A 13,049-nucleotide genomic window follows, 5' to 3' on the forward strand; every position below is an offset into this window, starting at 1 on the left:
TCAGATATAAGGGACCGCAAATAACACTGAACTATCGGCGCATATCTGCGTTAAATTGCAAATATGAACTGGTAGGGTCGTTTTCTAAAACAAGCTGAGGCTCCATCATTTTCAATACCGAAACCTTCCAGCCATCATCGAGTTTTGAACTTGGTGAAATCACATACCCTTCGGCGCTTAGTCCGGCAGCCGGGGTGTTTGCCATTAAGGTCAGTTGTCCCTGGTTGAGCGACCAGGTGTAGGTACGTGTTTTACCCTCTGCGACCACTTCTGCCTGACCATTGCCGATATGGAAGTCGATATACATGGTCTCGCTGCCATTAATGAGTGCAAAGCGCTCATACATCAGGGTACGGCTATCGAACATGGGTTGTTCTGAACTTGGTTTAACGCGCTGCACTGTGCCTAAGTCGTTGCCATCCTTCCATTGGATCACATCCCCGTTCAGGAACATAGCAAAAATAGGGTCGCTGTCTGAGATTTGGTTCAATTCAAAGGTGAGCTCAGTTCTGCCTGTACTGGCATCGTAGGCAAAGCTGCCATAATTGATCCCAGCTCTGGCAGAGTCTGCACTTTCATAGTCTGCTTCAAAGAACTTGTTACCAGGCAGGAATGCACTGATCCAGATCCGTCCGCTATTCAGCGGATACTCAACGTATGCCCCGACCAAGGGGTTGTTTGCATCTACCAGCCTGCTCAATGTAAAGCTTGGCTCGCCCTCAATATCCAGAGTTAATGTATCACCGTCTACCATCAGGATATGTTTCAGTGATGCATCAAAACCGTATACGCCGTTGGAGTCAAAAAACAGGTCAACCATAAACTCGCCTGATTGCTCATCCCAATCGGCATAACCAACTTCAAGCCCGGCCTTACCATCGGGATCGGTATCGGTTTTAAGTTCCATATGAACCCACTTACCATCGCGGATCACCACCAAAAAATCTGGCCGAGTCGGGTCGTACCAGGCACCATTGAGTGGATTAGTCGAGTAAACAACAGTAGGTGGTGCGGGGGCCATAATTTCTTTGTCCGCAGCCAGGCGGTTGAGATAGTAAGTTTTTTCTATACCCTGGTCACAGTTAGTATCCAGCGGGTAGTTACAAACCTTGATATAGTCACGATCAAAGCCTTTGAAATCACTCACCGTTATTTCGCCAGATTCATCAGAGTGTAGCTTGCCGGATTTAACAGAGTATGTCCCAATTTCGCTGAGATTAGTATCGCGGATAACCCTGGTAAAGGTGTCATCGTCGCTGTAATTCAGGAAGTAATACTTCTGCTCAACCTGATTATTGTCGTTGAGGATATGGAAAGTACGATTGTCCATCCACATATAATCAAACTGGGTTAAGTTTGTGTCGGTCTTCACGTACTTAACCATATAGCTGGAACCCGGGTCTGGTTCATTAGCAATGGTAAAGCTGTAGCGCACATACCAGCTGTTGTTATCCATGGAGAGAACCTGATAGCTAGTGCTGCTACTGACTGAACAGCTTTCGGGCGTTGCTCCTTCAGGGCACTGGTATACCTTGCGGTTATTCATGCTGTCCAAATAGCTATTGACTGATAAGGTGCGGTTGTCAATCTTCCAGGCTTCTATGTATTTGTTCAGATGGTTATAACTAACGCCATTAACATAGTTATCAAAGAAATAGTTTTGCGGCAGGTTTGCTCCATAGTATGGAATAAAGCGCCCCAGGGCCATGGCATCATTCAAGGTGATAGTCTGCTCGGGCATCATAACCCCGCTGCGATGGCGGTGGGTCATTGACGCCATTTTATCAGGCTCCGTTGCTACGGCATCATTTGTAATTGCCCAGAACTGGAAACCACCTTGCAATGTCTTCAGCAGCCAGTAAGTGAGCGTTCTTGCTTCCATTGTGTCGGTTTTAGCCAATACCACAACCAGATTATTGCCACTGACTTGCCAGCTGAAATCACGTTCGGTGCCGTCGGGCAGGGTAGACTTGCCGGTGCCACCTTGATTGAACACCATTTTACCAGCTTGAGGGACGTAATACTCTTCACCGGTTTTACCGCCCATCAGATAATACATTTGATCAAAATGCCAGGTACCAGGCATTTGTGCGGCTGTAGGGGTAATTGTATTGTTACGCACAATCATCGTGACATCTTCGGTGTCGGTGACATCTGCATTACGTACAGTGTCGTCATCGGCGTTGATTTCGTCACGAACGCCGGTCAGGCTGATTGCTTTGGCAAAGTCATTGTCGTCGTAAATGGTGAAGGTCGCTGTTTTGTATCGCGAGTAGCAGGTATCGTCCATGTCTTGTGCATTTTTACAGCGGTGCCTGGGCGTGAAAATACCATCGCCAAAGACAATACTGACTGCGCCGTTAGTGGCCTGTGTCCAGGTAATAGCACCACTGGTGTGACTGGTGAAAGTACCTGTACCATCTTCATTTAATGTCATTTCTGTAAAGGGGCTACGGAACCAACGTGTTGAGCCAATCAGGTAGTCGCCAACAATAGAACCTTCACCGTTATCAACCAGTTTGTCATCCTGCTTGATTTCTTCTTTGGTTTTATCAATTAAGGTGGGGTCGGCATCGTTGATGGTATTGGTTAATTCATCGATGGCACTTTGGCTCGAAACCAGTTCAAAGGTATTGTTGATACCCGCAGGCAAAGAAAACTTAGTACCGCCGCTGCCATCGACAACCAGCTTTATCAGCGCAGATAAAGTGAGTTTTTCATCGGCATCAACCCCTACCAGGGCATTGTTTAGCTCGCTGGTGGTCTGTGGCACACCGCCGACAGCGCGGGTAACGAGCGCATATTCAGCTGTGGTCACATTGGTCACATTAACGCCGAAGTTTTCACTGCTATTCACTATGCCATCGTCGCCTGCCTCAGTGGCAACGGAGGCAAAGCTTTCCAGTTGAGAGTAAAATTCAACACTCTCCTGGTTTGTGCCGCCATTTGCTTTGATACGAATAAGCTGGTTTACGGCCGAGTCATCGATATCCAACTGAACTGTGTAGGTACCGTCATTGCCGGCGGTCGCCGGGAAGGTTTCATCGCCTACGTACACCATCAGTGATGCATTCGCTACCGGCGCGTCGGTGACAATACCGGTTAGCGTGACGGATCTGACTAAGCGTTTTACGGTGAAGTTTTTCGTTGCGGTGGCCGTTGCACCGTCGTCATCGGTTACAGTCACGGCCAGTACCATAGCGGTATCTTCAGTGACATCCGGTGTTGTAAAGCTTACATCACTGGTGGTGCTGTTGCTGAGGGTGATTGATGGTCCTGTGCTGACACTCCAGCTGTAGCTGACAACCTGGCCATCGCTATCGGTTGCGCTGGCTTTGAGTGAAACCGCAGTGCCCTCGAGCGCTTCACTGTCGCCAGTAATGCTGACTGTAGGCGCCTGATTACTTGGGGCAGGATCTGGATTTGGGTTCGGATTAGGGTTGGGTGAAGATCCACTGTCTGAGGAGCCTCCACATCCAGCCAGTATGGCTGTCAGGCAAGAAGCAGCCAGCAATAATTTTAGATTTGTCATAAACACACCTGTTCGATTTAGCGAAATAAACTCGCCCTTCCTTTGGTTATAAAATGAGCAGGGTAAGCATAGTTTATAAGTCAGAAAAGTGAATTCAAATTCAGCTTAAATTCAGCAAGAAGTGTGCTGAAGCACATTGGCTTAGCTTGCGCTTAACTGCCTTGACTGTTGCGCGCTTTTTGTACTGTTGTTGTCAATTTTTGCAATGTTCTTCAGCTGGTGGGTTGCAAAGCGTTGAGATGATCATAGACTAGGGCATACCTTGTTTCGTCATTGCTTCCTTCGCAGGCGTGAGCACGCAGATGCAATACCAGAATAACAATAAAGAGCGCGAAGTTGCCGACTTCATATTCCTTCTCAGGTAGGGTGAAGCCGCAACGGATAGACGAGAAGTCCATGGATTTTATTCAAATTGGCGAATTTCGCCTCTACCATCAGACCAACGAACTCATAAAGGGTGAGCACAGCATCACTTTGGATCCTCGGCTGCTGTCATTGCTGACATTTTTGATTGATAACCCCAATCGCATTATCGGCCGGGATGAATTACAAGATGCCATCTGGCAGGGCTCCATAGTAACGGATAATGCCATTAATAAGCTGGTGGCGAATCTGAGAAAGGCATTTTGCGATGATCCTAAGTCGCCGCAATATATACAAACCGTGCCCAAGCAGGGCTATCGCTTTATTGCGCCAATCGTTGTCGGTGCCGAAGACAATGCGCCTTCACTCGGACGGAGTGCTGCGCAAAAGCGCTTACCAGGGCGGTACATACTCTTCGGGTTTGTCCTGTTTGTCGGGCTTTTGGGTAGTCTTATCTGGCAGCATGGCGGTGCGCCTATGGCACAGTATGGCGAAAGCCGCGCACTGAGCCGTGTCAGTGGTGGTAAATTGTTTCCTGTTGTGTTGTCAGAGCAGGCCCATGTTGCGTTTTTGAACGTGACCGCAGCGCAGGGGCGTCGTTTGTGGGTGGCTGACTATGGTAGTGCCGGCAGCGCCCTACCTCAACCGATAAGGGCACCCGACTACCACCTGCAAAAATTATTAGGCAGCCAGGGCGATCACTTGGTCTTTAAAGGCTACTACAAGGAGCAATGTGGCTGGTTTAAAGCCAGACTGGATATGGCTGGCCAACAACTTTCGCCGCCCATCGAGGCATTGTATAACTGCGATCTGGTTTATCACGACAGCATCTATGTGGCCGGTTCAGATGTAATCTATGCGCTGGCCCATGAGCGCCGCTTTGAGCATAAAAACGATTTATATGCGCTCAGTTTTTCTTCCCAGATCACCAAATTGCCGACCAATTTGGAGCCAAGCTGGCGACTGGCTTATCTGGATGCTCATCCCAACACGACCCAATTGTTGCTGACCGCACACACTAATGATGGCAACAGCCGGGTACTCAGCTATGAGCCCGAGACGGCACAACAAGTTCTGCAGCTTTCGCGGACCGGCCTGATGCATGGCGCTATCTGGGATCACGACCACAAAGGGATTGTTTTCTCCTCTTCCAGTCCGCGAACTCAGATGTATCATCAGGCATTTACTGAGAGCGAGCCCACCTTACTGAGTAGCCTCAGCGACAAAATCTGCTGTAATATCGCTCGCCACAGCAACGGTGTAGACTATATTTTCACGACTTATGACAAAGACATTGAACTGCAGTGGCTGGAAACCGGATTTGTGCTGGATAACAGCAACGGGCTGGATCGCTCACCCCGCTTAGCGCACACCAACCCGGGCGTGTATTTTATTTCTGATCGTTCCGGCAGCTCTCAGGTGTATTATCAGCGCCCGCAGGCGCAGGCCAGACCGCTTCCCAGGCTCCCGGAGCATGTGCGTCTCAGAGGTATGGTGCTGTCGCCAGACGATGAACTGTTGCTGATCAATCACGATAATCACGCCATGTGGCTTATCCCAACCAATGAAGCACAGCAAGGCAACAATTTGTTCTTTGATGGCTATATCTATCAGCAAAGCTGGCTGAGCAACAGCCTGTTCGCGCTCTCAGTGAAACAAAATGAGCAAAAGCGGGTGCAAATATACAATCGTCAGATGCAGCTGGTGGCGCAGTTGCCAGAGGGCTGGATGACTGCACACACGGACCCGACAACGCCACAGTACGTGTATCTGACCGACAAAGACCATGTGCTCTATCGCTTTCCTTTTGCCAGTATTTTAAACGGGCTGGAACAGGCAGAAGGAGAAAAAGTCGGACAACTGGAGGCGTTTTCAAACCTGGAGCTGGAAAATGGCAAGGTTTACCTGATGACCAAAGAGTGGCATGAGCTGGTTCGCTACACCCTGAGCGATGAGGGGCTACAGCTGCTGTCACGCCAGGACATTGGCGCATATATGGGGTTTGACGTCCGTGACGGACAGGTGATCTATGGTCGTAAAGCGGCGTTTCGCAGCGACGTGTACAGCACTGTTGCGAGGTAACTGGTAGCGCGTTGCCTTAAGTAGTGCAACGCGCTTTATATTAGGTATTATCACCACCGATAGGTATAGTTGAGCTTAACGGCGGTCTCACTGAATCGAGCTTGTTTGTCGTGCCATCCATCCTCTAAGTCGTATCCTTTATTAATACTGAGCTGATAGAGCTCATCCGGCGCCGGTTCATAGCGCAACCGGCTAAACAGTGAGAAACTGTCTGACTGGGTGTTGTGCTGAAACAGGGAATTCCACGACCATTCGCTGTTGAAAGCAATATTCACTTTCAAGCGGGTGTTATACATGTTGTTTTTCTCGCCCGCGCGCTCGTAATAGTACATATGACGGCCAAGTTGCACATACCAGTGTTTGTTGGGGCGGGTATTTATGGTCAAGCTGAGGCGCTCTAAATCAGCATCAAAAAAGTCGCCTTTGACAACCCGGCCGCTGACGAAAACAGGTCGATCGCTGGCGGTTTCATAGTACAAGTTCCACTGATTATACTCATATTCACCTTTGGCAAATTGAATGTTATCGCGGAATTTAAAGGGGTCTTTGAGTACCTTTTCGTGCATTTCATAGCTAATGTAAAGGTAATCATTAGTTCGGGTTTGTATGACCAAAGGTTGCAAAAACAGCTGCTGACCTTTCTTTTCGCCTTCGGTACTTTCCCAACGTTTATAATAGGTTCTGACCTGGTAGAGGTTAAGGTTATCTCCGAGCCAGCCTGTTTGCGGACGGACCCGGTAATGACTGGTGAGGTGGTAGTATTTCAGGTCGGTGCGATTCACAAAGCCCAGCGCCGGGTTAAAATCCTTGCCGATATAGCGATATTTGGCATTCAGGTAAAACCGATCGTTGGGCAGCAAAAATGCCAGGCCATAAGATTTGCTGTCACTGTCGGGTGTGTCGTCTGGCAAGTCAATGGACTGATAAAAGGCGTTAGCAATCAATTGCTCTTCACCAAATAGTAAATCTTCAAAGCGATAATCAACCCCAGTCAGGGCATGGCTGGCACTGTCATCGGCGCTGCCATGGGTGAGTATGGCGCCGAGCTGGTGGCGATCGCCAATATGCTGCTTGGCTCTGGCGACACTGAGCTGAGTGGTTTCGTCACTATTGCCGTCTTGTTCCTGATTGACGCTTAAGATGCCTAAGTCGGTATTACCCACACGACCCGTTAACTTGGTGCCCCAGTTAACATCCAGAACGCCTGATTGTGGCCCCTGACCAATGCGTCGGGAGTAAAAGGGCATGCCGTTATAATCGTCATCATCCATGCCACCAAAGCGGAAGATCTGACTGTCCTGTAAAAAGAAGTCACGCTTTTCGCTGTAGTACTGACCAAACCGGGTCATGTTCATTTCGATTTCGTCGACATCGGTTCCAGAGAAGTCCGTATTCAGCGTGAGCTGGCCGGTCAGGCTGGGCGTAAATCGGTAGGTGGCATCCAGGGAGGGCTCGAAGCTGCTCTTGTCGAGGGTATCCTTGTAGGCCAGTCCTGGTTTAACTTCAACTCCCAACCCCTGGTCCAACTCGCCGAGCCCGGAAATGGGCGCAGTTTGTGATGCATGCCAGCCTGCTGAGTTGGGGTTGTTAAGATTCCAGTAAGATTGCACGTAGGGGCTGGAGAGCTTATGGCGTAATTGTAATCCCCAGTTCTTGGCATCCGGGTCAAAAGATAAAGACTGCATGGGAATGGCAATCTCCACCGTCCAGCCGTCTTGCTGTTGTTGAGTTTTGGCAAACCACAGGGTTTTCCATTCGGCGATATATTCCGTACCATTCACCAGGCCATCTTCGCGCACGCCAGAGGGGGTAACATGAAATAAGTAGCCATCGGATTTATCGTGATTGGTATCCAGGATCAGGCCAAAGTAATCTTCATTCCAAATTCGCTCGCCCTGCGTGAGTACCCGGTCCACTATGGTGTTAGCTGGCTGAGTGATTTTGGCGGCAACATAAAAGAAGTGTTCATCGTAGGCCACATAGGCGGTGATTGGGTATCTGGGCGTACCACCCACGGTTGGCCGGAATTCAACAAACTCGGTGATCACACGGGCGTTGGTCCATTCATTAGGCGCAAGTTCACCGTCTATGTTCGGGGCTTTTGCAAGTCGTGGGATAGTAGTGTCGCTTTGGGTAAACTGCTGCCAGGGTCGAATGGGTTCTGATGTTTGCTGCGCTGTGCTGCAAGTCGTGTAAAGGGTGCATAGTGCTAAGCTTAGTGCGTTCAACTTATTCATTATGTTTTATCCGTTTCGTAAAAAGCTGGCTCCATTGTTGTTGCTGCATAAATAAAAAGCGTGAGAAAGGCGCGAAATGAGGTGACAAAGTGGGGAAATTATGTGACTAATACCTGCCTAACTTAATGAATAAATTGGTTTTAAATTTTTAGTATGTAAAAAGGACCGCTTATGCACTATCCAGCCCCTTTAACCTCTGGCAGTACCATTGCGGTAACTGCATTCTCCAGCGGTGTTGCATCGCCCCTGCACGCACGCCTTGAGCTGGTGCTCGGCGACCTGGCTCGGCGTGGGTTTAATGTGCTCGAAGGGTGCTGTTTGCGTGAAGATGAGTTGCATGTCAGCGCGCCTGCAGCGCAGCGAGCCGATGAACTGATGCGATTTTTGCTCGACGACCAGGTAGATGCCATCATGGCACCCTGGGGCGGAGAAATTGCCATGGATTTGTTGCCTTTGCTTGACTGGCAAGCATTAGAGCAGGTGCGGCCAAAATGGTTAATGGGCTTTTCCGATATCAGCACAGTGCTGAGCGCGTTTACCAGCAAGCTCGGCTGGGCAAGCGCGCATTGTACGAATCTGATGCAGCTGTCGCTGGCACAAAGCGATCCTTTAACAGCCAATACCTTTGCGCACCTGCAAACGCCAACAGGTGGGGCCTTTACTCAACACAGTGCGCCGTTTTTTGAGCAGGGCTTCAGTAACTATGCGCAGGACAGTCATGCAGTATTTAACCTCACTGAACCAGGCAGCTGGCAGTTGCTGGGGGAGGAAGCAAACAATACAAAACCGGTGTCTTTTCAGGGCAGGCTGATTGGCGGTTGTCTGGATACGCATATGCTGATGTATGGCTCTGAGTATTTTGACCCCCAATCGCTGCTCAAAAGGCACACGGACGATAAGCTTATTTTTTACTTTGAAAACGCCGAGCAGTCACCGACAGCTTACTACCGGGCGTTGCAGAGTCTTAAATTACGCGGTGCGTTTGAGTATGCCGCCGGTATTCTGATAGGTCGCAATGCCGTATCCGGTCTGGCCGGTAAAGCTTTTGATGGAGAAACTGCGGTGAAAATGGCACTGGGCGACTTGTCGATACCGGTCGTCACGGGTGTTGATATTTCACATATTGCCCCCAATCTGGTGGTGATAAACGGGGCGCTTGCAGAAGTTTCATTTTGTGGCGAGCAATGGACGCTGGTCCAGCACTTGCGTTAGCCTGCTGTATGCCTGCTCGGGACGGGCGTTGCTCGTCCCGAAAATCTGTTACTGGTCGTAAAACGCCCCTGGTTCGGTAAAAGGTCCTTCATTTTATTCATCTTTTGGTTTTACAGTGCCTGCGCTGGTTTATCGTTTTAGGAACGCATGGGCATGATGATCAATCGCGTATTACTGGTTTTATTCTTTTTTATTTCTCTGATCCCGACATTAACTCTGGCAAAGCAAACGGCAAGTAAGCAGCGTGCTGAGCAAAGTGTGGTGATGATCTCGCTCGATGGCTTTCGCTGGGATTACATCGAAAAGCACAAGGCTAAAAATCTGGCGTCTATCGCCGCACAGGGCGTTCGGGCCGAATACCTGGAACCTGTTTATCCAACCAAGACTTTTCCCAACCACCTTTCTATTATCACCGGGTTGCTGCCGTCCAATCATGGTATTGTTGGCAATCACTTTTGCGACAGCGCGCGCGATCAGTGCTATAGAATGGGTCGCGGTCAGGACGACAGCTCCTGGCTTAAAGGGATCCCGCTTTGGAACCTGGCTGAAATGCAAGGCTTAAAGGCCGCAACCTATTTCTGGCCCGAATCGGATGCCCGCATTAATGGCATGACACCCAGCTATTTTTATCATTACTCAAAGCACAGTGACTACCAGCAACGCATCGACCAGATAGTGCAGTGGCTTAAGCTGCCTGCGCAAACGCGCCCTCGTTTTGTTGCCGGGTATTTTTCACTGGTGGATACCATGGGACATGAGTTTGGTCCGGATGCACAGCAAACCTATCAGGCGGTGCAAAAGGTAGACAAACTGATTGGTCAGCTTGCAAGACGCATTCAGCGCGAGGTTGAGCAGGATGTCAACCTGATCATAGTGTCGGATCACGGCATGGCGCAGCTCGACCCGGAGCAGCGTTTGCTGTTGTCGGACTTAAGCGTCGAACTCAGCGATTTTATCGTTAAAAACAGCGGAACTCAGGTTTGGCTGTATAAAAAGCCAAAGGCAACGTTAGACCTCGATGAGGTGCGCGCTCAGCTGATGCGCAATGCCCGTGGTCGCTACCATATTACCAGTGAAGCAACCCTGAAAAGCCGTGGCGTTACCATCGATTCAACGACTGCCGACATAGTGATTGAAACGCAGGCGCCGCGCTATTTTGCCTATGATGACAAAGATAAGCACTATGGCACTCATGGCTTTGCAGTGACACCCGATATGCACGCCACCTTCGTCGCTGTGGGGCCCGCGTTTAAACAAGGCGTAGAAATTGGCCCGGTGAAGAATCTGGATATTTACCCGGTCGTGGCGCAGATCCTGGGCCTTGACTTGCTGTCTGACATCGACGGTACGGGCGCGTCTTTATTGCCGGCGCTTCGACATTAATGAATGCATAGGTAGATTTGAATGGGACGATTGGTTTTCTGAATTATTCCTGAGTTACTCACAAGATAGTCACAAAATCTGTGGGTAATAATTAAATGTCCAATTAAAACAATGGTTTAATGGTTATTTTTACTGTGCGAGAATGGCCGCACAATGAGCGGATTGTCCACAAAAAAGGCTGCCCGGGGCAGCCTTTTCCATTGCGTTCTTAAAGCTTACAGCGACAGATTATTTAAAATCTCGTCGTCTACGCCGTTTGGCAGGGTTACTTTAAGCTTAGGCGTGCGCGCCATTTCGCGTTTAATCGCAAAGTTGGCTTCTTCGTTGCGAGCCCAGCTACGACGTGCAATACCATTGTTCACATCGAACAACAGCATAGACTTAAGACGACGCTCAGCATCGCTGCTGCCGTCCAGCACCATACCAAAACCGCCGTTGATCACTTCACCCCAGCCAACGCCACCGCCGTTGTGGATAGACACCCAGGTTGCGCCACGGAAGCTGTCGCCAATCACGTTATGAATGGCCATATCTGCGGTGAAGCGGCTGCCATCATAAATGTTTGAGGTTTCGCGGAACGGTGAATCTGTGCCACTCACATCGTGGTGGTCACGGCCCAGTACCACAGGACCAATGTCGCCGCGTGCGATTGCATCGTTAAAGGCCTTGGCAATTTCCATACGACCTTGTGCGTCGGCATACAGAATACGCGCCTGTGAACCAACAACCAGTTTGTTTTGCTTGGCATCTTTGATCCAGGTGATGTTGTCCTGCATCTGCTGCTGGATCTCTTCTGGCGATTCCGCCATGATCTTGTTCAGCACTTCAGCTGCAATGGCGTCGGTTTTGTCCAGATCAGCTGGGTCGCCAGAAGCACATACCCAGCGGAATGGGCCAAAGCCGTAGTCAAAACACATTGGGCCAAGAATATCCTGTACGTAAGACGGATATTTAAAGTCGATGCCATTTTCGGCCATGACATCGCCACCTGCACGGGATGACTCTAACAAGAAGGCATTCCCGTAATCGAAGAAATAAGTGCCACGGGCTGTGTGCTTGTTCACCGCATCGGCATGACGCTTCAGCGTAGCCTGCACTTTTTCTTTAAACACTTCCGGCTCTTCGCGGATCAGTCGGTTAGACTCCTCAAAACTGATATCGACCGGGTAGTAACCGCCTGACCAGGGGTTATGCAGCGAGGTTTGATCTGAGCCCAGATGAATAAAGATATCCTGCTCATAGAAGGTTTCCCAGACATCAACCACGTTGCCGATGTAGGCAATTGATACCACTTCTTCGTTCGCCTGCGCGGTTTTGACGCGCGCAACCAGCTCGTCCATGTTGTCGATCAGCTCATCAACCCAGCCTTGCTGATGACGCTTAGTGGCAGCGGCCGGGTTCACCTCGGCGCAAACGGTAATACAGTTAGCGATGTTGCCCGCTTTAGGTTGTGCGCCACTCATGCCGCCAAGACCGGCGGTGAGGAAGATTTTGCCTTTCGGGCTGTCACCTTTTTCAAGGACTTTACGGAAGGCATTCATCACAGTGATGGTGGTACCGTGAACAATGCCCTGCGGGCCAATGTACATGAAAGAACCCGCCGTCATCTGGCCGTACTGAGTCACGCCCAGTGCGTTGAATTTTTCCCAGTCATCAGGTTTTGAGTAGTTCGGGATCATCATACCATTGGTGACAACAACGCGCGGCGCATCTTCGCTTGACGGGAACAAGCCCATCGGGTGACCAGAATAAATGTGTAGAGTCTGGTCACTTTCCATTTCGCTCAGGTACTTCATGGCCAGCAGATACTGTGCCCAGTTCTGGAATACCGCACCGTTACCGCCGTAAGTGATCAACTCTTCCGGGTGCTGGGCAACTGCCGGGTCCAGGTTGTTGTCAATCATTAGCATAATGGCTGCTGCCTGCTGACATTTGGCCGGGTAATCGCTGACCGAGCGCGCTTTAAGGTCGTAGTTAGGCTTAAAGCGGTACATATAAATGCGTCCGAAGTTTTTCAGCTCCTCGGCGAATTCTGCCGCCAGCTCCTGATGCCATGCTTTCGGGAAATAGCGCAGGGCGTTACGCAGCGCCAGTTGCTTTTCTTCGGCTGATAAAATGTCTTTACGCTTGGGGGCGCGGTTGGCACCGGCCGGGTAAGGCTTAGGCGCTGGCAACTCGCTGGGGATCCCTTGCTTAATTTGGTCCTGAAAACTCAGTGTGGTGGTCATTGTTATTTTCCC

6 protein-coding genes are annotated in these 13,049 nt (G+C 50.0%); 3 read left to right on the forward strand and 3 right to left on the reverse strand.

From position 1 onward, the window contains the following. Positions 1 to 31: 31 nt before the first annotated feature. Entirely contained in the window at positions 32 to 3,532 is a 3,501-nt protein-coding gene (locus C3B51_RS19335; RefSeq protein ID WP_130246095.1) for a PKD domain-containing protein, read from the reverse strand. Between the two features lie 396 nt (positions 3,533 to 3,928). On the opposite strand from C3B51_RS19335, the gene C3B51_RS19340 reads away from it, so the two are divergent. Next, positions 3,929 to 5,977: a winged helix-turn-helix domain-containing protein gene (locus C3B51_RS19340; RefSeq protein ID WP_130246096.1), complete on the forward strand. Its 2,049-nt coding sequence runs from the start codon at positions 3,929 to 3,931 to the stop codon at positions 5,975 to 5,977. Between the two features lie 50 nt (positions 5,978 to 6,027). Here the strand turns inward: C3B51_RS19340 and C3B51_RS19345 are convergent, their stop codons facing one another. Continuing rightward, complete coding sequence (locus C3B51_RS19345; RefSeq protein ID WP_130246097.1) at positions 6,028 to 8,214, reverse strand: carbohydrate binding family 9 domain-containing protein; 2,187 nt, start codon at positions 8,212 to 8,214, stop codon at positions 6,028 to 6,030. Between the two features lie 171 nt (positions 8,215 to 8,385). Here C3B51_RS19345 and C3B51_RS19350 point away from each other — a divergent pair, with 171 nt between their 5' ends. Both C3B51_RS19350 and C3B51_RS19355 read left to right on the forward strand, forming a co-directional pair. After that, entirely contained in the window at positions 8,386 to 9,426 is a 1,041-nt protein-coding gene (locus C3B51_RS19350; protein WP_130246098.1) for a S66 family peptidase, read from the forward strand. Positions 9,427 to 9,582: 156 nt separating this feature from the next. After that, a complete protein-coding gene (locus C3B51_RS19355) occupies positions 9,583 to 10,809 on the forward strand; it encodes an ectonucleotide pyrophosphatase/phosphodiesterase (protein WP_130246137.1) in 1,227 nt (408 codons plus the stop codon). A gap of 215 nt (positions 10,810 to 11,024) precedes the next feature. Here C3B51_RS19355 and C3B51_RS19360 read toward each other — a convergent pair whose 3' ends face one another. Further along, a complete protein-coding gene (locus C3B51_RS19360) occupies positions 11,025 to 13,037 on the reverse strand; it encodes a urocanate hydratase (RefSeq protein ID WP_130246099.1) in 2,013 nt (670 codons plus the stop codon). Positions 13,038 to 13,049 lie beyond the last annotated feature (12 nt).

The organism is Pseudoalteromonas rubra, assembly GCF_004212645.1.
Taxonomy (GTDB): Bacteria; Pseudomonadota; Gammaproteobacteria; order Enterobacterales; family Alteromonadaceae; genus Pseudoalteromonas; species Pseudoalteromonas rubra_G.

Coding starts and splice junctions, on each gene's coding strand:
- C3B51_RS19350 (WP_130246098.1), top strand. CDS start 8,386: ATGCACTATCCAGCCCCTTTAACCTCTGGCAGTACCATTGCGGTAACT.
- C3B51_RS19340 (WP_130246096.1), top strand. CDS start 3,929: ATGGATTTTATTCAAATTGGCGAATTTCGCCTCTACCATCAGACCAAC.
- C3B51_RS19355 (WP_130246137.1), top strand. CDS start 9,583: ATGATCAATCGCGTATTACTGGTTTTATTCTTTTTTATTTCTCTGATC.
- C3B51_RS19335 (WP_130246095.1), bottom strand. CDS start 3,532: ATGACAAATCTAAAATTATTGCTGGCTGCTTCTTGCCTGACAGCCATA.
- C3B51_RS19345 (WP_130246097.1), bottom strand. CDS start 8,214: ATGAATAAGTTGAACGCACTAAGCTTAGCACTATGCACCCTTTACACG.
- C3B51_RS19360 (WP_130246099.1), bottom strand. CDS start 13,037: ATGACCACCACACTGAGTTTTCAGGACCAAATTAAGCAAGGGATCCCC.